This window comes from Corynebacterium tuscaniense DNF00037 (assembly GCF_000759055.1).
Lineage (GTDB): Bacteria > Actinomycetota > Actinomycetes > Mycobacteriales > Mycobacteriaceae > Corynebacterium > Corynebacterium tuscaniense.
Map to the genome: position 1 here is coordinate 38,722 of NZ_JRNG01000022.1, position 21,668 is coordinate 60,389.

25 protein-coding genes and 1 pseudogene are annotated in these 21,668 nt (G+C 59.2%); 9 read left to right on the top strand and 17 right to left on the bottom strand.

Translation table 11 applies throughout. The annotated features are described in order from the left end of the window. Window positions 1-3: 3 nt before the first annotated feature. The 4 genes from mtrA to HMPREF2129_RS06470 form a co-directional block, all read right to left on the bottom strand. Window positions 4-687 (bottom strand): MtrAB system response regulator MtrA, encoded by a 684-nt coding sequence (gene mtrA, locus HMPREF2129_RS06455; RefSeq protein ID WP_034664452.1) that lies wholly within the window; start codon window positions 685-687, stop codon window positions 4-6. Between the two features lie 45 nt (window positions 688-732). Beyond that, window positions 733-1,359 (bottom strand): dTMP kinase, encoded by a 627-nt coding sequence (locus HMPREF2129_RS06460; protein WP_034664454.1) that lies wholly within the window; start codon window positions 1,357-1,359, stop codon window positions 733-735. A gap of 74 nt (window positions 1,360-1,433) precedes the next feature. After that, the gene (gene ahcY, locus HMPREF2129_RS06465) at window positions 1,434-2,882 is read right to left on the bottom strand and encodes an adenosylhomocysteinase (RefSeq protein WP_034664456.1); all 1,449 of its coding nucleotides are present in this window, start codon (window positions 2,880-2,882) and stop codon (window positions 1,434-1,436) included. 70 nt (window positions 2,883-2,952) lie between these two features. After that, the gene (locus HMPREF2129_RS06470) at window positions 2,953-3,303 is read right to left on the bottom strand and encodes a DUF4259 domain-containing protein (protein WP_034664458.1); all 351 of its coding nucleotides are present in this window, start codon (window positions 3,301-3,303) and stop codon (window positions 2,953-2,955) included. A 180-nt stretch (window positions 3,304-3,483) separates the two neighbouring features. Between HMPREF2129_RS06470 and HMPREF2129_RS06475 the strand changes: the two genes are divergently transcribed. Continuing rightward, on the top strand, window positions 3,484-4,254 hold the full coding sequence (locus HMPREF2129_RS06475) for a hypothetical protein (protein ID WP_034664460.1): 771 nt from the start codon (window positions 3,484-3,486) through the stop codon (window positions 4,252-4,254). Here the strand turns inward: HMPREF2129_RS06475 and HMPREF2129_RS06480 are convergent. Both HMPREF2129_RS06480 and HMPREF2129_RS06485 read right to left on the bottom strand, forming a co-directional pair. After that, entirely contained in the window at window positions 4,234-5,640 is a 1,407-nt protein-coding gene (locus tag HMPREF2129_RS06480; RefSeq protein ID WP_052092900.1) for a phosphomannomutase/phosphoglucomutase, read from the bottom strand. The genes HMPREF2129_RS06475 and HMPREF2129_RS06480 overlap by 21 nt on opposite strands. Window positions 5,641-5,706: 66 nt before the next feature. Beyond that, entirely contained in the window at window positions 5,707-6,177 is a 471-nt protein-coding gene (locus HMPREF2129_RS06485; protein ID WP_052092902.1) for a DUF3499 domain-containing protein, read from the bottom strand. Between the two features lie 96 nt (window positions 6,178-6,273). Between HMPREF2129_RS06485 and HMPREF2129_RS06490 the strand changes: the two genes are divergently transcribed. Then, window positions 6,274-6,765 carry a metallopeptidase family protein gene (locus HMPREF2129_RS06490; protein WP_034664462.1) on the top strand — a complete coding sequence of 164 codons (492 nt, stop codon included), beginning with the start codon at window positions 6,274-6,276 and terminating at the stop codon, window positions 6,763-6,765. Between the two features lie 59 nt (window positions 6,766-6,824). Here HMPREF2129_RS06490 and HMPREF2129_RS06495 read toward each other — a convergent pair whose 3' ends face one another. From HMPREF2129_RS06495 to HMPREF2129_RS06505, 3 genes are all read right to left on the bottom strand, one after another. After that, window positions 6,825-7,124, bottom strand: coding sequence for a WhiB family transcriptional regulator (locus tag HMPREF2129_RS06495; RefSeq protein ID WP_034664464.1), 300 nt, complete (start codon window positions 7,122-7,124; stop codon window positions 6,825-6,827). A gap of 294 nt (window positions 7,125-7,418) precedes the next feature. Beyond that, a complete protein-coding gene (gene manB, locus HMPREF2129_RS06500) occupies window positions 7,419-8,507 on the bottom strand; it encodes a mannose-1-phosphate guanylyltransferase (protein ID WP_034664466.1) in 1,089 nt (362 codons plus the stop codon). 86 nt (window positions 8,508-8,593) lie between these two features. Beyond that, window positions 8,594-9,496, bottom strand: coding sequence for a glycosyltransferase family 2 protein (locus tag HMPREF2129_RS06505; RefSeq protein WP_034664468.1), 903 nt, complete (start codon window positions 9,494-9,496; stop codon window positions 8,594-8,596). A gap of 105 nt (window positions 9,497-9,601) precedes the next feature. Between HMPREF2129_RS06505 and HMPREF2129_RS06510 the strand changes: the two genes are divergently transcribed. Both HMPREF2129_RS06510 and HMPREF2129_RS06515 read left to right on the top strand, forming a co-directional pair. Then, a complete protein-coding gene (locus HMPREF2129_RS06510; protein ID WP_034664470.1) occupies window positions 9,602-11,209 on the top strand; it encodes an LCP family protein in 1,608 nt (535 codons plus the stop codon). A 19-nt stretch (window positions 11,210-11,228) separates the two neighbouring features. Beyond that, a complete protein-coding gene (locus HMPREF2129_RS06515) occupies window positions 11,229-11,906 on the top strand; it encodes a TIGR03089 family protein (RefSeq protein ID WP_034664472.1) in 678 nt (225 codons plus the stop codon). A 19-nt stretch (window positions 11,907-11,925) separates the two neighbouring features. Here HMPREF2129_RS06515 and HMPREF2129_RS06520 read toward each other — a convergent pair whose 3' ends face one another. From HMPREF2129_RS06520 to HMPREF2129_RS06530, 3 genes are read right to left on the bottom strand one after another with little or no spacing between them, the layout of a single operon-like run. Further along, window positions 11,926-12,393, bottom strand: coding sequence for a YdcF family protein (locus HMPREF2129_RS06520; RefSeq protein WP_034664474.1), 468 nt, complete (start codon window positions 12,391-12,393; stop codon window positions 11,926-11,928). Further along, window positions 12,394-12,894 (bottom strand): 5-(carboxyamino)imidazole ribonucleotide mutase, encoded by a 501-nt coding sequence (purE, locus tag HMPREF2129_RS06525; RefSeq protein ID WP_034664476.1) that lies wholly within the window; start codon window positions 12,892-12,894, stop codon window positions 12,394-12,396. A 20-nt stretch (window positions 12,895-12,914) separates the two neighbouring features. After that, the gene (locus HMPREF2129_RS06530; protein ID WP_034664478.1) at window positions 12,915-14,144 is read right to left on the bottom strand and encodes a 5-(carboxyamino)imidazole ribonucleotide synthase; all 1,230 of its coding nucleotides are present in this window, start codon (window positions 14,142-14,144) and stop codon (window positions 12,915-12,917) included. 376 nt (window positions 14,145-14,520) lie between these two features. Here HMPREF2129_RS06530 and budA point away from each other — a divergent pair, with 376 nt between their 5' ends. Next, complete coding sequence (budA, locus tag HMPREF2129_RS06535) at window positions 14,521-15,246, top strand: acetolactate decarboxylase (protein WP_034664480.1); 726 nt, start codon at window positions 14,521-14,523, stop codon at window positions 15,244-15,246. Window positions 15,247-15,257: 11 nt separating this feature from the next. On the opposite strand, the gene HMPREF2129_RS06540 is transcribed toward budA, so the two are convergent. Next, on the bottom strand, window positions 15,258-15,695 hold the full coding sequence (locus HMPREF2129_RS06540) for a YdbT family protein (protein ID WP_034664481.1): 438 nt from the start codon (window positions 15,693-15,695) through the stop codon (window positions 15,258-15,260). Window positions 15,696-15,705: 10 nt separating this feature from the next. Then, window positions 15,706-16,437, bottom strand: coding sequence for a biotin--[acetyl-CoA-carboxylase] ligase (locus HMPREF2129_RS06545; RefSeq protein ID WP_034664483.1), 732 nt, complete (start codon window positions 16,435-16,437; stop codon window positions 15,706-15,708). Window positions 16,438-16,620: 183 nt separating this feature from the next. Between HMPREF2129_RS06545 and HMPREF2129_RS06550 the strand changes: the two genes are divergently transcribed. Then, entirely contained in the window at window positions 16,621-17,919 is a 1,299-nt protein-coding gene (locus HMPREF2129_RS06550) for a hypothetical protein (protein ID WP_034664485.1), read from the top strand. A gap of 47 nt (window positions 17,920-17,966) precedes the next feature. On the opposite strand, the gene HMPREF2129_RS06555 is transcribed toward HMPREF2129_RS06550, so the two are convergent. Continuing rightward, complete coding sequence (locus HMPREF2129_RS06555; RefSeq protein WP_052092904.1) at window positions 17,967-18,470, bottom strand: roadblock/LC7 domain-containing protein; 504 nt, start codon at window positions 18,468-18,470, stop codon at window positions 17,967-17,969. Further along, entirely contained in the window at window positions 18,467-19,117 is a 651-nt protein-coding gene (locus HMPREF2129_RS06560; RefSeq protein WP_034664487.1) for a hypothetical protein, read from the bottom strand. The genes HMPREF2129_RS06555 and HMPREF2129_RS06560 overlap by 4 nt, the downstream gene beginning before the upstream one ends. Before the next feature lie 171 nt (window positions 19,118-19,288). On the opposite strand from HMPREF2129_RS06560, the gene HMPREF2129_RS06565 reads away from it, so the two are divergent. The 3 genes from HMPREF2129_RS06565 to HMPREF2129_RS06575 all read left to right on the top strand — a co-directional run bounded on the left by HMPREF2129_RS06565 (window position 19,289) and on the right by HMPREF2129_RS06575 (window position 21,297). Next, window positions 19,289-19,663: a roadblock/LC7 domain-containing protein gene (locus HMPREF2129_RS06565; protein ID WP_034664489.1), complete on the top strand. Its 375-nt coding sequence runs from the start codon at window positions 19,289-19,291 to the stop codon at window positions 19,661-19,663. Between the two features lie 81 nt (window positions 19,664-19,744). Continuing rightward, complete coding sequence (locus HMPREF2129_RS06570; RefSeq protein ID WP_034664491.1) at window positions 19,745-20,023, top strand: hypothetical protein; 279 nt, start codon at window positions 19,745-19,747, stop codon at window positions 20,021-20,023. Between the two features lie 140 nt (window positions 20,024-20,163). Then, window positions 20,164-21,297 carry an ATP-binding protein gene (locus HMPREF2129_RS06575; RefSeq protein WP_034664493.1) on the top strand — a complete coding sequence of 378 codons (1,134 nt, stop codon included), beginning with the start codon at window positions 20,164-20,166 and terminating at the stop codon, window positions 21,295-21,297. A 102-nt stretch (window positions 21,298-21,399) separates the two neighbouring features. Here the strand turns inward: HMPREF2129_RS06575 and HMPREF2129_RS10830 are convergent. Beyond that, a pseudogene (locus tag HMPREF2129_RS10830) lies at window positions 21,400-21,668 on the bottom strand (transposase); the annotation flags it as partial.

The following is a 21,668-nucleotide window of genomic DNA, read 5'->3' on the forward strand; positions in this document are numbered from 1 at the left end:
GATTTACACCCCCGCGCGACCAGTTTTGTATCCCACACCACGGACCGTGAGAACGATCTCGGGGTTCTCCGGATCACGCTCAATCTTGGACCGCAGGCGCTGCACGTGCACGTTCACCAAACGCGTGTCCGAGGCATTGCGGTAGCCCCAGACAGACTCAAGCAGCTCCTCGCGTGTGTGCACTTGGTGCGGTTTGCGGGCAAGTTCCACCAGCAGGTCAAACTCGAGCGGCGTGAGGCTAATCTCCTCAGAGCCGCGGGTGACAATGTGCTGGGGCACATCAATGCTCAGGTCACCGATCTCCAGGATCTCGCTCGGCTCGTCCGCGGAATGGCGCAGGCGGGCACGAATACGGGCGATGAGTTCGCGTGGTTTAAAAGGTTTGGTGATGTAATCGTCCGCCCCGGATTCCAAGCCCAGCACCACATCAACGGTGTCCGTCTTAGCGGTGAGCATGACAATCGGCACATTGGATTCTTTGCGGATTTCCTTGCAAATGTCCACGCCGCTCATACCGGGCAGCATGAGGTCCAGCAGGACGAGGTCTGGGTTCTGGCTGCGGAATTCCGGTACTGCCTTCAGTCCATCTAACACGGGGACTGCTTCGAACCCTTCGGCTTCCAGCACAATGGTCAGCATCTCAGAAATAGCGGGGTCGTCATCGACCACAAGAATCTTGGGCGTCACCTTCGCTCCTTACAACAGTGAACCGTGGGGGCTGGGGATAATGCGTTATCGCAGTTCCTTGACAGTTTGAATGATAGGCGTTGTTTCGCTTGCACGAATCCACCGCCCCTCCCAGCCCGTGTCCGCCAGGTCCACATACGCTGCAAAAGTTGCGTCCTGGAGGGTGGTGTCACGCTCATATGCATCCCGGGTACGGGAGGCGTCAAGGCTTTCGCGTTTCGCGGCACGCTCGCGCGCGGTCTCGGGCGCCGTGTCCAGGAGAACCTGCAGGCCTGGCCGTGGCAAACCCAACTTTTCAAATTCCAGGTCCGCCACCCACGCTCGGTCCGCCACGTTGCTCGTGCGCGCAGATGTGTACGCCGCGTTCGAGGCCACATAACGGTCAAGCAGAAGCACATCGCTTGACGACGCGGCCCACTGCCTCAGCTCCTCCCCCGCCCCGGCGCGGTCTAACGCGAACATCACAGCCATGCCGTGGGCGGAGTCCACTAGGTCACCCATCTTGCCGTGGAGAGCTTCTGCGGCAATCTGCGCATGGATGGATTCGCGATATCGCGGGAAGGACATGGTGGCCACGCTGTTAATGCCGTCCACCTGCGCAATCTCACGGATGAGTGCTTGGACCAGCGTGTTCTTGCCGGCACCGTCGATGCCTTCGAGTGCCACTATCAATTGGTTCCCCTTCCTAGTGAGCTGTCGGTTGACCTAGCAGGCGATCTATTAGTGAGTTGTCAAAAGACAGCTCCCTAGTAGCGGTAATGTTCCGGCTTGTACGGTCCGGCAACGTCGACGCCGATGTATTCTGCCTGTTCCTTGGACAGTTCGGTGAGGCTGCCACCGAGGGCTTCCACGTGGATGCGCGCGACCTTCTCGTCGAGGATCTTGGGCAGACGGTACACCTGATTGTCGTACTTGTCGCCGTTGGCGAACAGTTCGATCTGCGCGATGGTCTGGTCCGCAAAGGAGTTGGACATGACAAAGGATGGGTGGCCGGTGGCGTTGCCCAGGTTGAGCAGACGGCCTTCGGAGAGCACGATGATGGAGTTGCCACTCGGCAGCGTGAACAGGTCAACCTGTGGCTTGATGTTATCCCGAGTGACGTCCTCGCGGTGCAGGAGGGAGGCCATGTCAATCTCGTTGTCAAAGTGGCCGATGTTGCCCAGCACAGCGTGGTCCTTCATCCTGAGCATGTCGTCAAAGGTGATCACGCCCAGGTTGCCGGTGGCGGTGATGACAATGTCCGCATCCGCAATCGCGTCGTCGACAGTAACCACTTTGAAACCATCCATGAGTGCCTGAAGCGCATTGATCGGATCAACCTCGGTGACAGACACGATGGCTCCCTGGCCGTCTAGTGCTTCAGCCACACCCTTACCCACGTCGCCGTAGCCACAGACGAGGGCCTTCTTACCTCCGATGAGCATGTCAGTGCCACGGTTGAGACCGTCGAGGACGGAGTGGCGGGTGCCGTAGCGGTTATCAAACTTGGACTTGGTCACCGCGTCGTTGACGTTCATCGCCGGGAATGGCAGAGTGCCCTCGTTGGCAAAATGGTAGAGGCGGTGGACACCAGTGGTGGTTTCCTCCGTCACACCTTTGACTGCTTCAGCGGTCAAAGACCACTTTTGGGGTTCAGCAGCCAGGGTTTCGCGCAGCATGTTGTAGAACGCCACCTGTTCATCTGAATCCGTGTCATCATTGCTCGGCACAGCGCCGGCGTTTTCAAATTCGGCGCCCTTGATTACGGCCATGGTGGCATCGCCGCCATCATCAAGAATCATGTTCGGCAGCACGCCCTCGCCCCAGCTGAAGATCTGGTTCATGCACCACCAGTACTCGTCGAGGGTCTCACCTTTCCACGCGAAAACGGGAACGCCCTGGGGGTTCTCCGGGGTGCCGTTCTTGCCCACCACAATGGCAGCGGCAGCTGGGTCTTCGGTGGAGAAGATGTTGCAGGACGCCCAGCGGACCTCCGCACCCAGGGCTGTCAGCGTTTCAATGAGCACAGCAGTCTGCGTAGTCATGTGAATGGCACCGGCAATGCGTGCGCCAGCCAGTGGCTGTTCTTCAGCGTATTCGCGGCGCAGCTGCATCAGCCCGGGCATCTCATGTTCGGCCAGCTCGATCTGCTTGCGGCCAGACTCGTACAGGCTCAGATCAGCGACTTTGAAGTCGTCAGGGCGAAGCTGGGTCATATGGGCACTCTCCTCATTGGGCCTCATTGGGGGTTTGCTACCCCACGAGGATACGTGCCCGCTGGTTGTTCTAGGACAGTGCCTCGAGGAACTGGTCTACATCCTGCTCCGCATCGATGGATTCGAGGATGCTCACCGCAGCGCTGATAAGCTTCTCATCCAGCTCGACGGATGTGCCGCGTAGGAAGCTGTAAGAGCTTGCGATCTCGCCGGCGGAAAAGGGTGCGCCCGCCCAGATCGCCGCGATGGTGGCGGCGGCCTGACCGTTGAGGATCTCGTCTTCGGAGGCGGCGGCATCAACTGCCAGCAGGCACGCGTCGCGCACCGCTTCCGCGGTCTCGTCGGGTTCCAGCCCAGCGAGCTCATCAAGGAAGTCGACGTTGGCATCTTCGCTGAAGATATAAGTGTCCCAGGTGCTCATGTCTCATTTCTTAGTGCGTCATGCGCATTCTGTCCACAAAATGAGCTTTTTTACTTCTCGACGTCTCCCCTCCCACCCCTCTTTTCCCTTCAGGGGTGGCGCAATCGCTCATTGCCTTGGTAACTTGTTATCAAGTTGTTACGGGCAGCCATTTTCTAAGCAGATGAGGAGACCCCCGGCATGGAACTGACCGGTCGCAGATTCGCCGCTTTTATGGCCCTTGGTTTGGGCTTGGCGGTGGTACTCGGCCTGGTTGTATGGAAGCTGCCGGATACGGGCGTGAGTTTGGCCTCCGATAAATCGGACTATGCCGGCCACCCCATTACTGCTGCAGACGCGACGAATGAACATCGCACGGCGCAGACGGAGAAGACAACGCCGCGCACCGAGCAGCACACGAGTAGCCGCCGTAAAGGCTCCACCACCCGGGCTGCGTCGCCGAAGTGGGATTCAGGTTCCACGCGTGATCCGCTTGCCCCGCACAACGCCAAGCTTGATGGCACCGCTGGCCAGGCAACGCGCGAACAGGCGCAGGATTTGTACCGCCCGCGAAACGCCACACCGAAGGCCCGTCCGCGCCCGAGCTACAGCGAGCGGAACGATTCCCCATCAGCGCGGGCAACACATAAACCTACACATAAACCCACCCCGTCGGTTGTGGAGAGCGCCCCGTCTGAGCCGGTGCCAGACACTACGCCCCCTACTGCTGGGGATATCCCGGCAGATGGCACACCGACTCCGGGCACCAGCACTACCGACAAACCCACGACCCCGACGGAAAACCAGTCGGGTGAGGGCCAGAACACGGGAACCACCACTGCGCACCACACCCCCAATACGGGGGAGGCAGAAGATGCCCCCGTATCGGACCCGAAGGCGCGCCCGGAGGATCCTTTCTCCGCCTCCACCCGGGAGGCGGAGGCACCGAGTTTAACCCCGGATAATTCCTAGGACTTCGCTCACAATCGCGTCAACCTCTTCTGGGGTCTCCGCTTCCACGTTGAGGCGCAGCAACGGTTCAGTATTAGACGCGCGCACGTTGAACCAGGTCTTGGTGTTGGTCAGCGAAACGGTGACACCATCAAGGCGGTCCACGTCCTCCGTACGGTCAGCGAAGGCCTCCACCACCGCCTCCATCGCAGCCTGCTGGTCAGCGACTTCAGAGTTGATCTCACCGGAGGCTGCGTAGCGGTTGTACTGGGCCATGAGCTCGCTCAGTGGCTTGTCCTGTTCCGCGAGTGCAGCCAGGACGTGAAGTGCGGCGACCATGCCAGAGTCCGCATTGAAGAATTCGGCGAAGTAGTAGTGAGCGGAGTGCTCACCACCGAACAAGGCGCCCTTATCCGCCATCTGTGCCTTGATGTAGGAGTGGCCCACGCGGGTGCGTACCGGCACACCACCTTTGGCTTCCACGAGCTCCGGCACAGCTCGAGAGGTGATCGCGTTGTAAATGATCGTGGCGCCCGGTGCCTGCTCCAGGGTGCGCTCCGCCACCAACGCGGTAATCGCCGACGGGGACACCGGGTCGCCCTTCTCATCGACGACGAAGCAGCGGTCCGCGTCCCCATCAAAAGCCAGGCCAATATCAGCCTTTTGCTTGACCACAAACTCCTGCAGGTCCACCAAATTCTTCGGGTCCAGCGGATTGGCTTCGTGGTTGGGGAAGGTGCCATCCAATTCGAAGTAGAGCGGGCGCACGTCCATGTCATCCAACACGGCTGGCACGGTGTGGCCGGCCATGCCGTTGGCAGCGTCCACAGCGATGACGAGGCTTCGGTCTGTGTTCACGGGCACCAGCTTGCGCAGGAAGGTGGCGTAGTCCGCCAACACGTCGCGCTTCTCGGTGTGGCCGTGGGGGCCGGTATAAGTAGGCACGCCGCGGATAAGCATCTGCGTGATTTCAGCGAGACCTGAATCTTGCGAGACCGGCGTGGCGCCCGCGCGGCAAAGTTTGATGCCGTTGTACTGCGCCGGGTTGTGGGAGGCGGTGAACATCGCTCCCGCACAGCCGATCGTGCCAGCGGCGAAGTAGAGCTCATCCGTGGAGGTCAACCCCAAGTCCAACACCTTGAGGCCCTGGCTCATCACACCCTGACCAAAAGCTGCGGACAGGGCCGGAGAAGACGGACGCATGTCATAGCCGACGGCGACAGTGGTCTCCCCTTCTTCGCGCAGAATGGAGGCAAAGGCGGCACCGGCATCGAACACAAAGGCCTCATCCAACACCGCATTCGGGTGTGGCTCCACGATGCCGCGGACGTCATAGGCTTTCACCGCCGACTCCACAACAGCGCGGTCACGAGTGCGGGGTGAAGGATTCTGGTTTGGCTGATTCATGCCCACCGATCCTAGACGATCACCCTAGCCAACCAACACAGGCACCGCTGAAAAACAGCCGCCGAATCAGTCCTCTCGCGAGTGATCTACCTGCTGCTTCTCCGGGTCCGGCACGATACTCAAGTGCGCACGGCGTGCTGCCTTGTGCTCTGCCAGATGCTGCCCCACCCGCTTCGTGCGATAGACGGGATGATTGGAAGTCTGTGGGTTGGTGACATCCTGGTTCGCATCAAACTCAATAGGGTCCTGGGTGGTGTCCACCAAACCCGTGGTCACACGTCCTGCCTCACGCACGGCCTCGGCAAGAGCGGTCAGCTCCTCATCGTCAGAAAGCTCAATCGTGTCAATACGCACCATCTCCCACCCCACCGGAGCAGTGATGTGATCTGAGTGGCGGTTACACAGATCCCACGCGTGCGGGTCTGTGGTTGGGGCAAGGGGGCCAATAATCGCGGTTTTATCTGAGTACGCATAAACAAGCGTGGCGGTAGCTGGGCGGCCACATCCCGGACGGCAACAACGACGGAAGGTACTCACGGTCCACCAGTGTAGGCCTGCCCCACCAAATTTCCCCCCTCGCCACGCGGCGCGCCATGGTCCCGCCCCTACAGCGGCGGGCCTAAATTAAGCAATATGACCAACCCAGCCCCCTCCCCTGGCAGCGGACCAATGCACCTGCCACCGCGAGGTGACCGCCACGGCCGTGGCACACGGGGCCCGCTTCTGCCGGTAGCTGTGCCACGTTACCGCACCCGCTCCATGACCTTCGACCAAGCGGTGCTGGAAGCCTACGCGCCACTACAAAACGCCTATTATGACCAGCTTGCCGGCGTTGACTTAGCGGTGGACACCATTCCGCGCATGCGTTTGCGCGCCGATATGACGGTCCTGCCCGAGGAAGTCTTCGCCGATGGCCCGGTGCCATTAGGTCGCGTGCTCCAAGCAGGTGTTGACCGGGCGGGCCGCCCCACGCGCGCCCGCATTGTCATCTTCCGCATGCCAGTGGAGCAACGCACCAACACCACAGTTGAGCGCCATGAGCTCCTCACCATCATCCTCACCGCGCTCGTAGCTCACTACCTAAATGTGGACCCGCAGGATATTGACCCGAATTTTCACTGGTAAGTCGCCTCGGTCACGAAAAAGAAAAACCCGGCCATGGCCGGGTCCAATGAGTGCAAGTTCTAGCCAATCTGGCGACGCAGACGACGGCGCTCGCGGTCGGAGAGACCGCCCCAAATTCCAAAACGCTCGTCGTGCTCGAGTGCATACTCGAGGCACTCATCGCGGACAGCGCATGCCTGGCAGATGCGCTTCGCTTCGCGGGTGGAGCCCCCCTTCTCAGGGAAGAAGGCCTCCGGGTCTGTCTGCGCGCATAGCGCTTGATCCTGCCACTCCTGCTCGACGGTGCCAAAGAGTTCGTCGAGGGTCATTCCGCCCGCGGCTGCGCCGCGGAGAATGGCGTTGTCAGCCATATCTTCCACGCCATCCCCTTTCTATGTCGGTATTTCCTTGCCCTCCGCGCCCTGATGGCACTGACGGTAACCGTGGTTCGGTTTGTTACACCTTTGTTATTAGAACCCGTGGCCCTAAATAGCGTCAACACAGATGTTGCAAAATGAAGTGTTTTCCACGGTAATTTTGACTGACCCCCTTGTGAGGCGTCACATAAGTCACACCAGTCACAGCCATTTCCGCGCGGGGGTAACAGCCGGGGGTACTACATGTAGTAGGTACCCAAAGTTAAGGCAACTAATCCGCTGGTCCGCGGCGTATTCCTAGGCATCCGGGGAGAAACGCACCCCCAGATCAGGAATGCTCACACCCGGCCAAATACGCATGCCCCCCTGCAGTTCACATCGCGCACCGATGCTCACGCCGTCACCGATAACGCAGTCTTGGATACGGGCATTCGCACCAATCGTGGCCCCCGCGGCGATGATGGAATCCCGGATCACCGCACCCGGCTCCACCGTGACGCCATCGAAGATCACACAGTCATCCAAACGGCAGCCCGCACCGATCGTGGTCCCCCGACCAATAGAGGTTCCGCCAACAAGGATGGCACCACTAGCAATGCCGGCGGAATCGTCGACAAGCGCTTCTCCCGCGCGACCTTCCAGCAACGGCGAGGGCGCGATGCCACGGACGAGGTCCGAGGAGCCTTGCACGAAATCACTCGGGCGCCCCATGTCACGCCAATAAGACATATCCACGTGCCCCCACACGCGCGCGCCGGACTTGAGCAGGCCGGGGAACGTCTCACGCTCAACAGAAACCACGCGGCCAGCCGGGATCTGGCGGATAACATCACGCTGGAAGACATAGCAGCCGGCGTTGATCTGATCCGTCGGCGGCGCCTCTGTCTTCTCCAGGAAGGCCTGCACGCGCCCTTGAGCATCCGTGGGCACGGAACCGAACTGGCTCGGGTCTGGCACGCGCACCAAATGGAGGGTGACATCAGCCTCGTGCTCAGCATGCGTTGCCAGCACAGCATTCAGATCCGCGCCGGAAAGCACATCGCCGTTGAAAATCATGGCCGTTTCATGGCGCAAGAAAGGCTCCACATTGCGGATCCCGCCGCCGGTGCCCAGCGCTTCTTCCTCAACGACATAATCGATTTCCAGCCCGAACTCGGAGCCGTCACCGAAGTACTCCTCAAACACCTCTGCTTTGTACGAGGTGCCCATGACTACGTGCTGGATCCCTGCCGCCTTGATGCGGGCCAGCAAGTGCGCCAGAAACGGGTAGCCCGCCGTAGGCAGCATCGGCTTTGGTGTGTTCACCGTCAGTGGGCGCAGCCGAGTACCCTGGCCACCCACCAGAACAACGGCGTCCACCTGCGACGGATCAATGCTGTATGCCATTTGGCAGGGTCTCCTTAAAAAAGTTTATGGTTTCTCAGATAAATTTAGCCTGCCGCGCACGCAATCCGGATATTGACAGGGCCGTGTCATTCACTACGTCCAAGCAGACGCATCAACAACGCGCGGCCCTTCAACCCCGCCCACAGCGCAGCACGGACAGGAGCTTGCCACCAGTATGGGAGCCGATCCGCCTGGAAGCGATAGGCGGAATCGTGGTGCGCAGGCACAGTGACAGCGGAGTACTTCTTGGCTGAATGCCCCTGGTCATGCGCAATGATGGCTTCCGGGGTGAAAATGTTCTGCCACCCGGCGCGCGTCAGCCGATCACCGAAGTCAATATCTTCGAAGTACATGAAGTAGCGCTCGTCGAAGCCACCGATCGCATCAAAAGCATCCCAGCGCACCAGCAAGCAGGAGCCAGAGAGCCAACCTGCTTGTCTGCGTCTACTGAGGTCCTCCCCCGCCTTATACGCCTTGGAGAACGGGTTGCCCGGCCAGAACGGATAGAGCACGGCGTGGCCTATTCCAGTGAGCAACGTGGGCACTTCGCGGGCGGAAGGGTACGCGGAACCGTCAGCCTCCTCGATGCGTGGCCCCACTGCCCCGGCGCGTGGGTTGGTCTTTGCACATTCGATGAGCCGGTCGATGGACCCGGGTGTGAACTCCACATCCGGGTTGACTACAAGGAAGTAGTCGGTGTTGATCTCACCTGTGGCGCGCTGCTGCGCCAGGGCCCGTGCAGCCGCGTTGATCGCCGGACCGTAGCCGATGTTGCCGCCGGTAGGCAGGTAAGTCACGTTTTCCTGTTGCTGTGCCAACTGTTGGGCCACGCCGTCGGTCGAACCATTGTCCGCGCACACAAGCACGGTGAGGCCCTGCGTTGCCGCACCCAAGGATTTCGCGAGCGCCGGCAGGTGCCGGCCCGGGTTGTATGTCACCGTGACTACAGCCAACGGTGCTGGAGGCTTCGTCCCACTCGGAGTATTCACAGTGCGGAAGTGTAGAGCATTGCAACACGGAAATGGGCTGTGATTGCCGTATACTCCTAACCTGATTTCAACCCACCAGCACCACGACATTGAGGGCGGCGTTCTGTGAGCGATAAGTACAGGCCTGTGCGCGACATTCAACCTGCGCCGTCGCGCGTGAAAGACTTGTCTCAGGTCGGCCACCCGCTTCTCAAGAGCGCGCTGGCTGCAGTCGCCGTACTCATCCTCGCGGTCACGGGCATGGGCTACTACTCGGTGGGATCCTTGGGCTCCAACCTTGCCGGCGCGGATCTGGAACTCGGTGGTAAAGACGGAAACAAGAATGATTTCAAGGGCTCCGATGGCGCCGTAGACATTTTGCTTGTCGGCTCAGATTCCCGCACGGATGCCCAAGGCAACCCGCTGAGCCAGGCAGAACTCGCACGCCTCAACGCGGGTGAAGCCGATGGTGAGTTAAACACCGACACGATCATCATGGTGCGCGTTCCTAATGACGGCTCGCGCGCCACCGCCGTCTCCATCCCCCGCGACACCTACGTACATGACGACACCTTTGGAAATACCAAGATCAACGGTGTGTACGGGGAACACGCCCTGCAGAAGCGTGAGCAGCTGCTCAACGAGGGTCTGGAGGGCCGCGAACTCGAAGAGAAGGTCGCACAGGCAGGCCAACAAGGTCTGATCAACGCCGTGGCCGACCTCACGGGAGTGGAAGTGGACCACTACGCCGAGGTCGGCCTGCTCGGCTTCGTCCTACTGACAGATGCTGTTGGTGGTGTAGAAGTCTGCCTGAACGAGGCCGTGAACGAGCCACTGTCCGGCGCGAACTTCCCCGCTGGCCGTTCCACCCTGGACGGTGCGCAGGCGTTGGCTTTCGTGCGTCAGCGCCATGACCTACCCCGCGGCGACTTGGACCGCATCGTCCGCCAGCAAGTCTTCATGGCGTCGCTGGTGAATGAGATCATCTCTGCCGGCACCCTGTCTAACCCGAACAAGCTGCGTGAATTGTCCACCGCGGTGGAACGTTCCGTGACCGTGGATAAGGGCTGGGACATCATGTCCATGGCCACCCAAATGTCCGATCTGGCCGCCGGTAACGTGACCTTCCAAACCATTCCGGTGACCTCCATCGACGGCGTGGGTGATTACGGCGAGTCCATCGTCACCGTCGACGTCAACCAGGTTCACGCCTACATGGAAACCCTCTCGCGCGAGCAAGGCCAGGACAACAACTCCTCCGACGATTCCAAGAAACCTGAAAAGGCTGAGGACACAAAACCAATCCAGGCTCCCGCTGCGTTGGCCGGCACGACGGTTGACGTGCTCAATGCAGGTGGCACAACAGGCCTGGCTGCCGGAGTCGGCGCATACGTGCGGGAACATGGCATCACGGTGGATAACGTGACCAACGCGATGCCAGGGGTGTACTTCCAATCCCAGGTTGTAGCCGCCAGCGCGAGCGATCCAGCAGCGATTGAGCTGGCGCGCATGCTCGGTGGCCTGCCCATCACCGTGAATGAAAGCCTGGACAGCGCCTCCCTCATCGTGGTCACCGCTGATGACTACGCCGGCCCGTCCGCCGATGCGGCTGACCTACCGCAACCCTCGTCGTCGCAGTCCAACACCGTGGGCACACCAGGTGAGGATTTCGGTGAGGCTGAGGTCGCCCCCGGGTTCAATGCAGGTGGCTCGGGCCCGCGCTGCGTGAACTAAAGCCCTACTATGGGGGCGCATGAGCATGCTCACCCCCCTCCTGGCAACCGACCCCGCCGCCCCACGCCTCACCGTCTACGACGAAACAGCAGGCACGCGCATGGAGTTTTCCGCAGTCACGTTAGATAACTGGGCCAACAAGATTGCCAACATGCTTATCGACGAATTCGATAACCCCCACACCATCCTCCTCGACCTGCCCGTCTCCTGGCAGGCAGCCGTCCTCCCCATCGGAATTACCACCGCCGGACTGAACGCCACCGTAGACACAGCACAGAACATCACGCCCACCTCGGAGCCCCGCCTGGTGTTCACCACCACCTCACGCGCAGAGCTCTGGGTCGATGCGGGTGTTACTGATGTCGCCGTAGTGTCTGATGACCCCTTCGGCCGCGGCGTCGTTGAATCCGGCGGCCAGCTGCCTTTTGGCACCGTTGATTTCGGTCCCACAGTGCGCTTCTACGGCGACCAGTACTACGGCGACACCCCCGACCTTGCACAGTGGCGCAACCCAGAGATCGCCGATACCCCTGAGCGCTTTCTCATCCCAGGCTGGCGCGACAGCGAGGAATTTGACCGACGCATTCTCGCCCCACTTGCCGCCGACGGCTCCGTCGTCGTGGTCACCGGCATGGCATCTGCCGAACGCCTCGCCCACATCGCAGAGACCGAGAAAGTCACCCGCCAACTGGCCTAAACCATCGGCGCGAACTCTGCTACCGGTCTAACCAGTGCAGCAACCGCCGCCACGCCACCCGCGCCGCCGAATGCGGCACAGCAATCACTTCACGCGAGTAGTTCTTCACCCGTGATTCCCGCGGGGTCGGCGCCGCCACCACCTCAACAGGAATACCCAGGTGCAAGGCCCAAATCCGCGTGCGTCCCACATGAAAGCCATTGGTCACAACCGTCAGCTTTTCTGCTTCCGGCAACAGCGCGCGGGAACGCTCCAAGTTCTCATTCGTGGATGTTGCCCACGGCTCCTCAATAATGTCCGCCGAGTCCACACCCCGCTCCACGAGCCACCGCGCCATCACCGCGGACTCCCCCTTGCCCGTCACCACAACAGTGCGTGGCCGCGTAGCCCGGTACAGATCAAGGCCCGCTTGCAGGCGCGCCTCAAGCATTAACGACGGCTCCCCGTCCTTCACCCGCGCACCCAAAATCACCAGAGGGTGTGGCACTTACTCACCAAGCAAACGCTTCCGCAGAGCTTCATCCTTGCGCTCCACCTCAGCAGCCATATTCGACTGGTAATCCACCATCTTCTGACGCATCTGTGCATCAGTCGTGCCTAGGATTCGCGCCGCGAGCAAACCTGCATTTTTCGCACCACCGATAGACACCGTGGCCACCGGGACACCACCCGGCATCTGCACGATGGACAGCAACGAATCCAGACCATCCAGATCAGCCAGCGCACGCGGAATGCCAATCACCGGCAGAGGCGTCGCCGCAGCGACCATGCCCGGCAAGTGCGCAGCACCGCCAGCACACGCGATGATCACCCCAAGACCACGCTCATGCGCACTTTTCGCGTACGCCAACATTTTCTCCGGTGTGCGGTGCGCGGACACAACCCCCACCTCGAAGCGGATGCCAAACTCGGCGAGAACTTCCGCCGCCGGGGCGACAGTGTCCCAGTCCGAATCCGACCCCATGATGATTCCCACCTGCGGTTGCATAACTATCCTCTCGAGCTTCCTTAGTTCCCAATGCTGTTTGCAGTACCGTTCACAATGATGCCTGCCGCCGCCTTCGCACGCGAAAGCACTGTATCCAAATCAGCACCAGCAACGTTGACGTGGCCCATCTTCCGGCCTGGGCGATACCCCTTGCCGTAGAGGTGAACCTTCGCATCCGGGAACAGACGCATGACCTCCATCACGCGATCTTCCATCGGCTGCGCTGGCTCCTCAGCCGCACCCAGGGTGTTCACCATGACGGTGTAGGCAGCTGTGGTGTCCACCGAGCCCAACGGCCAATCCAAAACAGCCCGCAAATGCTGCTCGAACTGGCTGGTCAAACATCCGTCCTGCGTCCAGTGGCCGGTGTTATGTGGGCGCATGGCCAGCTCATTCACCGTGACAGTCGGTTCACCAGAAGAATCCGTGTGTGCGAAGAGCTCCACGGCAAGCACACCAGTGACGTCCAGCTCGGAGGCAATCTTGGTGGCCAGTTCCTGGCAGTACGCAGCCTGCTGGGGTGTCATATTCGGGGCTGGGGCGATCGCTTCAACGCAAATGCCATCGCGTTGACGTGATTCCACAACTGGCCACGCCTTGATCTCACCGGAAGGCGTGCGCGCAACCATGGCCGAGAGTTCACGGTCGAAGTTGATCTTCCGCTCGGCGTAGAGCGGTGTGTCCTTGTCCAGCAGATCACTGACCAGGGTGCGCGCGTCCTGTTCTGTCTTGGGGAACCACACGCCGTGGCCGTCATAGCCACCGCGGGTTGCCTTCAGGCACATTGCGCCATCCACCGAGGCAAAGAACTTAGCAGCTTCATCAGCGCTTTCGATCGGAGCAAACTCCGGCACCGGGGCGCCGATCTCTTTCATCTTGCGACGCTGCTCCAATTTATCCTGCGCGAAAATCAAGGCTTGCGGCTGCGGCTGCACGCTCACGCCCTCAGCAATGAGCTGGTCCAGGAACTCATTGGGTACGTGCTCGTGGTCGAAGGTTGCGGCAGCAGCGCCGGCGCACACGTGCTTAACGTCATCGAGGTTTTTGTAGTCGCCGATTTCTACATCGCCGAAGACCTGAGCAGCAGACGAGTCCGGCGCACCAGCCAGCACGCGGGGTGCGAGTCCTAGCTCGATAGCCTCGGTGTGCATCATGCGCGCAAGTTGGCCATCGCCAATCACGGCAAGAACAGGCATGCCCTGCGGATCGCGGGTGGCATCTGACTTCGGATTCGAATTCGCATTGCTCACGAGTGCCCACTCTACTGAGCAATGCCATTGCACTGCCGGACGACGTCACCAAATGATCCAAGCGTGCCTTTTTCCTGGGGCATATCGCGCCAGAGCATGCGGACAAATATGTCCGGTCGTTGTCGTTTAGGCTCGGAGAACAGGAGGTTTGGAGGGACAGAATGCGGACGCACAGTGTGTCCGCATATTTAGTGCTTTTCGACGCAGCTTATCGTGAGCGAGGTGCGGGAGTTGGACAGCGGTGTCCGCATCGTCTGGAGCTACATGTGTTGCAGGAATGTGGTGCAGGGATGTTTTACAGGAATGTTTTGCAAGGAGCTGGCGAGGCTGAGTCAGTCTGGGGTCTCTTCGTGGGGTCCGCGCTACCATCGGGGTCATGACTTCTTTGGGCCGCCACACAATTTTCCAAAACTCACTCATGTCAGCGCTGCTCGATGGGATTTATGACGGGGAGATGACCATCGGCGAGATTCTGTCTAAAGGCAATTTCGGCCTGGGTACTTTTGACGGACTCGACGGAGAGATGATCGTCCTCGACGGCACGTGCTATCAACTCCGGAGTGATGGCTCTGCAACTATCGCAGACTTGGACCAAAGAAGTCCGTTTGCGCAGGTGACGAATTTTGTACCGAAGATCGTCGTTAATGCTCCTCATGGCATGAAGCGCAAGGAGCTCTCGGCCTTCATTGATGGGGTGGAGCCTTCGGGCAACTACTTCCACGCGGTGCGAATCCGTGGGACGTTTTCCAACGTGGTTACGCGCACGGTGACGAAGCAGTCTAAGCCATACCCACCCATGCGCGATGCGGTAGGCGATGACCAGGAGATCACCTTTGACAATGCGCGCGGCATTATCGGCGGGTTCCGCACACCGAAGTACGCGAAAGGCATCGGTGTGCCTGGCTGCCACGTCCACTTCATCAATGAGGAGCGCACGTCGGGCGGACACGTACTTGATTACACCGTGGATGATGCCGTAATTGAGCTCTGCCCCGGCACCGACATGGAACTACACCTTCCACTCACCGCCGACTTCGCGGCGGGCAACCTTTCCCCCGATGACATTGATGAGCAGATTCACACGACAGAAGTGAAGGGCTGAATCCTGCTCAATTAGGGGAGTTGGCGGCGTATAAGCTCTTCCACTCGCTTGGCACGGCCCACGTTCGGGAAATACACCGGCTGGGTGTAGCCGAACACCCCGATATTCATTCCGCCACGGTGTCGCCGAGCATCGCGGATTTGCACGAGCGGGATCGAATCGACTGACCGGTTGTTTATCACTACGACGCGCTTATTGGTCACCAGAAAGCGCCGCTTGCGCAGACGAATTACCGGGAGCAGAAATCGCCACGCCACCAGGGCTCCCCAGACGAACACATAGAAGTTGCGTTCGTCCGCGCCGATGCGGTTGACGTCCATCCACCCGATGAGCATCCAGGACAGTGCGGTTATGATGATCAGCTCTAAAAACGGCAACATCAAAGTGCGCACTGGCGGCACCATGTCCGCTAACACGACTTCTCCCCTACCGAGTCTGATCTTTGTCACAGCCCACAGGTTAATCGGTGGGGCGCAAATGAGTCACGTCGCCGGTCGAGTAACTCGTTCCGTCGACCACGACTTCACCGTGTTCATCCACATCATCCACGACCCCCACAACGCTTCCAGTGTGTGTATCCAGGCGGACACGCTGGCCGATGGTGGCGGAGACGGCGCGGTAATCGTCGATAAGCATTGTGTCTTGGTCGCGCCACTGCGTGAGCCGTTTGCCCAACGCACGGAGCAGGTCGATGGTGAATTCGTCCCAATCGATCTGGATGCCTTGGATGTTGAGGGAGGTGGACCAGTCCGTGGGCAAGCAATCTTCTTGCCATTCGATGTTGACGCCGAGTCCGACGACCAACATGGGGGCACCGTCGCGCATATCGATCTCCCCCAGGATGCCCACAAATTTCTTGGCGTTCAGCAGCACATCATTCGGCCATTTCAGACGCGCTGCGGGCACGACGTCCACGACTGCCAGGCCCGCGGCGAGGGAGACCAGGCCGAGGTCATCCGTGTGTGGCAGATCGATGGCCACGCTCATGAGTAAGTTCGCCCCCGCTGGGGCCTCCCACACGCGACCGAGCCGGCCCTTACCGCTCGTTTGCTGGTCCGCGATGAGCACCACCCCTGGCGCGCCCGTAGCTAACAGCTCGGTATTGGTCGACTCTGATACTTCCACGTGTCGGACCTCCGACCAGTACTCCGCAACTGCCGCCTGAATCCGCGCCACATCCTGAACAGTCATGCGCCTTAGCGTAGACGCAGCCCCGCTACGGACTGTTGTTTTATATTTGACCACAAGCTTAAAATAAACCGATCTGTCTATCCTTGCAGACCATTGTGAATCTAATTATGGCCAATAAATCAGCAGTACACATAGCCTACATTTCACACATTCAAACTCAGCTAGACAGAAGGGTCTACTTCTATGACTGATCTACCACTGCTCACACTTACTGATAAAGACCGTGAAAATCTTGACCGCTTAGCCCAGTTCCCACTCCTGGATGCGATCAACGGGCGCCGCTCACGCCGTTTCCCTCTTGGTGGCCACGTGCCAGCCGGCCCGCTGGCGTACAAGAGCAAGCATGACACCCAGCCGTTGAGCGATCTGGAACGCGCGATCGTCCTAGCCACCGTCGCCGGCGTGACAGGCTGGCATCACAGCATCACGCATCACCCCGGCTATGCACCGAAGCTGCCTGATTACTCCGGCAGTGCCTCTGGCCGCACCTTCCCGTCTGCGGCTGGCTTCCACATTGCGGACTTCTTCTTCACCGATGATTCCGGCACTTACGCCCTATCCACGCGCGATGCCGCACCAGAAGTTCCTTTCAACGAGAACGAAGGATTCACGGAGGCTCGCCTCAATTCGGTGCTGCGCAAAGTGCGCAAGCTTAGCGACGATCGCCTGTGGATCCCCCGCGAAGAGCCCTACCTTGAAGGCCACAACACGTGGATTGCCAACTACCCCGGTTCCCTCCTCATCGCACCGGTCTCCGACCTTGCACAGCACACCTTGGCTAACCTGGCCTTCTTCACCCGCAACAGGTACGTGATCTACGACGACATCAATGGCCGCGAGATCCCCGGCATCAAAGAGTTCAGCGACATCGCACGCGTCAACGAACCGCTGCCGCTGTCTTTCCTCGAGCAGTACTCGCAAACTGAGGCCACCGCAGAACTGATGTCCTCCACCCTGCTGGGTCACCTTGTTCTTGGCGCGCTCGGCCTGGGCGGGTGGAGCTTCGACGGTATCGACCGCCTTACGTTCCTCGGGGGCTCTGGGCGTGATGACGTCCCTGGTCTTGGCTTTGACATCCAAGAAGACGACCGTTGGTCCTTGCCCAACGCCACCGGCAAGAAGGGGATCTTTGAAACCTACGCCCCGCCGTACTACGACTCCATGGCCGACGCCGTGGATGCCTTCTTTGAGCGCAAGTACGGCCCCGGTGGCCCCTTCCACCCCGACACCCCCGGCCCCTGGACAGAAAGCCGTGCCATTCGCTCCCAAGCAGCTAAGCCCGATGAGCGCTTCACCGATCTGATGAAGCTGCAGGCCACCTACATCTGGGAAACGTTTGGCAAATTCCCCGGCACGATCCCCACCGTCTGGATCATGAACTACCTCCAAGCGCAGCACCTGGACACCGACTACTACGACGAGATTTTCTCCCCCGGCGCATACCTATCCACCCACGCTGAGCACCAGAAACATTGGCACTAGGGCACCACCGAAATGGTTGATTTACCCCCGATAAGGCTCCGCCGTAACTACACTTCTGCGAGCCACTCCGCCATTTGAATAGCGGAGTTCCGGGCGTGGTATACAACCATGCCTAGCTGGGTGTCGCGGGCAAACAGGGTCATAACCAAGTGCCCCACCGGCTTGTGTTCAACTTTGACAAGGGCCATGCACTCATCGTCTGGGCGGGCCACGGTCACGATTGCAGGTGGCGCAGAATCGTCGATATCCGGTTCGAGCAAGTTTGCCTGCGCTTCCGACACACCCAGCATGGATGCACTCAAGGCAGTAATTTCGGATGCCACGAGAGAATCCGGCAGGCCAAGTGAACACACGTGCAGGCCATCGCCGGTGCCCAACGCGATGGCGTACAAACCTGGAACGCTATGGCGCATCCGTGCCATTGACGGCAGGATCGCTGCCGCCAAGTCGTTGGTGGCAAAATCTTGGCCACGCACCCGACGGTGGCGGCCGATTTCAACCTTCCACTCGGGGTCATCCTGGTTAAAGTTAAAGTCTTGCAGTGAACTCATTGACATTCTTCCACTCGTTTCAGCGCAGCCTCAGTGATGTCCGCCACGTCAAACAAATTCCGTGGGTCGACCATTTGCACCGGTATATCCCCCTGTCCACGATCTTGCAGCAGCTGCTTAATCCTTGGTATCGGGTCCTCTTGACCAGGAGCCAGGAAATTAACACCGATGACAGTTCGGTGCAGCGCCTGCTTCTCTCCCAATAAGCCTACCCATTCTTGTATTTGGTCTTTGAGCAAATGCTCATATCCAAACAGCATAAGAACGATACCGGCTTCTGGGTTAAGCGCCGGGGTCCGCGAAGCATCAAAACGGTCTTGTCCGGCGGTGCCGTAAAGCGCCACGCGTTGACCGTTCATGCGTTCCCACACGCCCATTTCAATACCGACGGTTGTGGTTTCCTTACCACCGACAATGAAGTCATCCATGGTGGATGCCTTCACTTCAGAACTGATGGGCGTAGATGTTGAAAGAGCACGTACTGCGGTCGTTTTGCCAATTCCAACTGGACCAACGAATACGATCTCTGCATGCGAGTGGGCGCCGATGATCGCGTCCTCTGGCATGATCAACGTAGAGTCAACATCTTCCGGCGTGAGCTCCTCCGGCTTGCCGTGTCGCGGAGCATATCGCGCGTCGAAATTCATATCACTTCCTCCGATTCCTGCCAGGAATTTTTACACCATTATTGATGATGTTTCAACAGCTGGGTATTCTCATGGTGTCTTGTATTGTCACGCACCCGTCTGTCGGGATTGGAAAAACTCTCCAAGATCGACGATGATTGAGTGCATCATTATCACGAAAGGACCAAAATAATGACTCAGCAAGATAACCTTAACCGTTTCCTCGAGTCCCTCTCGACCGACCTGAACGGCTTCATCGGCGCATCCATCGTCGACTTGGATACCGGCATGTCCCTGGCTTCCGTTTCCAAGTACCCGGACTTTGATCTTGATGTCGCTGCCGCGTACAACTCCGAAATGGTCAAGTCCAAGTTCAAGACCATGGAGGCCCTTGGGATCAACGGCGGCCTTGAGGACATGTTGCTAACGCTGACCGATCAGCTACACCTGATCAAGATTCTGGACAACAACATGTTCGTGTACCTCGCAGTGAACTCCACTCAGTGCAACCTCGCTCTGATGCGTCGCGCTGTGAACCAGTACACGCGCGAGTTCAATCTGGCATGAAGGACTGAGGGAGGAGTATTCCCGTTAAATTACGGGACGCCAAAGGATCAAGCTTCACCGCAATCTCTTGATGAGGATGCGGTGGACGGTCCCACCTTGGACTCCGACCTCTTGGATGATAATTCAGCTGTCGCTCCCGACGACGTAGACTCCACGGGCATTATCGACGATGCCGCGGAGGACTACGAGACCTACATCGTCTACGAGGACGATGATGAGGACACGGCTGACTGGGAGACGGAAGATCCGGAAGAGTACGACACTTCCGTCGACAACTCAACTGCATATACCCACGAGGAGAATCCCGGATTCTTCACCTCGCTTGCACGCCTCTTTGGAGTTTCCAAAGATCACCGTTGAGCGAGAGCACTAGGAGCCGGGTTTCTCCTCGTTGCTTGTTTTTAAAGCTATTGAGGCTTCACTTTGGGCACGAAGCCAGAAACTATCAAAGTATCAAAAGCGATAAACTATCAAAGTATCAATTCGCTAGACTCCATTTCATGGAAGATCACACCCACCTCAACAATCCATTCCGCCCAACCTTCGGCGTGAGCCCGCTGATTTGGTCCGGAAGACAAACGGTTCTCCTCGACTTTGAAAAGGCCCTCCACAGCCAACCCGGTAATCCCGGTCGGTCCATCATCGTCTCCGGCTCCCGTGGAATTGGAAAGACAGTCCTGCTTAATGAGGTTGAGGATATAGCCCGGCGAAACGGCTGGATAGTGCTTCGCCTCTCTGCACGTGAGGGCATGGCACAGTTACTCACAGACTCTCTGATTCCCGAGGCCATTGAGGAATTGGAGCCGCAGCGCAAACACCACATCGAGCACATCTCCGTTGCTGGCGTGGGTTCCATCGGCTGGAACAGTGACGAGACGCAGATCGCTCCACGTCTGACCACTCGCCTCCGAGAACTCCTGTCTCTCTTGCAGGAAACTGGCGTGCTGATCACGATTGATGAGGTCCAGGATTGTAACCCCCAGGACCTCACCGAAATCGCTATCTCTTTCCAGGATCTCGTGCGTGATAATGAGCAGGTCGCCATCGCTATGGCAGGCTTGACCGTCGGGGTGAATGATCTGCTTAATCTGCCAGGCACCACATTTCTGCGCCGCGCCAAGCACTATGAACTCGGCCCCCTCACGATTACTGATGCCCACGCAAACCTCGTAGAAACCGCCACCGGATCAGGCAAAGAATTCAGCCAAGAAGCTGCTGACTATGCCGCGAACTTCACCCAGGGTTACCCCTACCTGGTTCAGCTCATTGGCTTTCTGTCGTGGGAAAACTCAGACGCCGAAATCACCCTCGACGCCGTGAAGGATGCGCGCCCAGAAGCCATTCGCATCTTAGGCACGAACGTTCACCAACCCTCCGTCCGCAGCGTCCCTCCGCGCCAGCGCGAATTCCTCAACGCCATGGCGGACCTCGAAACCGCATCAGCCAACGGCGAAATAGCCATCCGAGACATCGCTGACTCACTGGGCAGAAAGCTCAACGAGATCTCCGACTCACGCGCCAAACTCATCAACCGCGACCTCATTGCTTCCGCGGGCCACGGCAAACTCGAGTTCGCCCAGCCCTACCTCGGCGACTATTTGCGTATCGACGATCGCCCCATCCGCATCAACTAACCCCACGCTTCGCCGCATCGAGCACGAGCTCAGGCGATTCCTTCACCTTTCTCATGGGTGCGCTATCAGTGTCAGAACTAATCTTTCGAGAGTGTCCGTTTGTTTGTGTGCTGCTGGCGGGAACTGTAAAAACAGCACGAACCGCTCCCACGCATCACGCCACACTTTCACCGACTGCGGGTACTTCTGGCCAAGCTCAGAAGCCTCGAACGCATCCAAACTGGCGCACGGGCGGTGCCCTAGTTTGCGGCAGTGTAGATCGCACGCAGCGCGCTGGAGACGCGTTTGCGGTCCTGGTAGGACACCCACCGGTTCACCGCCCGAATCAAGTGCACGATACAGGTTTGCACCATCGAGTTAGGACAGGTTGC

Coding starts and splice junctions, on each gene's coding strand:
- ahcY (WP_034664456.1), bottom strand. CDS start 2,882: ATGACCCAGCTTCGCCCTGACGACTTCAAAGTCGCTGATCTGAGCCTG.
- HMPREF2129_RS06470 (WP_034664458.1), bottom strand. CDS start 3,303: ATGAGCACCTGGGACACTTATATCTTCAGCGAAGATGCCAACGTCGAC.
- HMPREF2129_RS06475 (WP_034664460.1), top strand. CDS start 3,484: ATGGAACTGACCGGTCGCAGATTCGCCGCTTTTATGGCCCTTGGTTTG.
- HMPREF2129_RS06480 (WP_052092900.1), bottom strand. CDS start 5,640: ATGAATCAGCCAAACCAGAATCCTTCACCCCGCACTCGTGACCGCGCT.
- HMPREF2129_RS06490 (WP_034664462.1), top strand. CDS start 6,274: ATGACCAACCCAGCCCCCTCCCCTGGCAGCGGACCAATGCACCTGCCA.
- manB (WP_034664466.1), bottom strand. CDS start 8,507: ATGGCATACAGCATTGATCCGTCGCAGGTGGACGCCGTTGTTCTGGTG.
- HMPREF2129_RS06515 (WP_034664472.1), top strand. CDS start 11,229: ATGAGCATGCTCACCCCCCTCCTGGCAACCGACCCCGCCGCCCCACGC.
- purE (WP_034664476.1), bottom strand. CDS start 12,894: ATGCAACCGCAGGTGGGAATCATCATGGGGTCGGATTCGGACTGGGAC.
- budA (WP_034664480.1), top strand. CDS start 14,521: ATGACTTCTTTGGGCCGCCACACAATTTTCCAAAACTCACTCATGTCA.
- HMPREF2129_RS06545 (WP_034664483.1), bottom strand. CDS start 16,437: ATGACTGTTCAGGATGTGGCGCGGATTCAGGCGGCAGTTGCGGAGTAC.
- HMPREF2129_RS06550 (WP_034664485.1), top strand. CDS start 16,621: ATGACTGATCTACCACTGCTCACACTTACTGATAAAGACCGTGAAAAT.
- HMPREF2129_RS06555 (WP_052092904.1), bottom strand. CDS start 18,470: ATGAGTTCACTGCAAGACTTTAACTTTAACCAGGATGACCCCGAGTGG.
- HMPREF2129_RS06560 (WP_034664487.1), bottom strand. CDS start 19,117: ATGAATTTCGACGCGCGATATGCTCCGCGACACGGCAAGCCGGAGGAG.
- HMPREF2129_RS06565 (WP_034664489.1), top strand. CDS start 19,289: ATGACTCAGCAAGATAACCTTAACCGTTTCCTCGAGTCCCTCTCGACC.
- HMPREF2129_RS06575 (WP_034664493.1), top strand. CDS start 20,164: ATGGAAGATCACACCCACCTCAACAATCCATTCCGCCCAACCTTCGGC.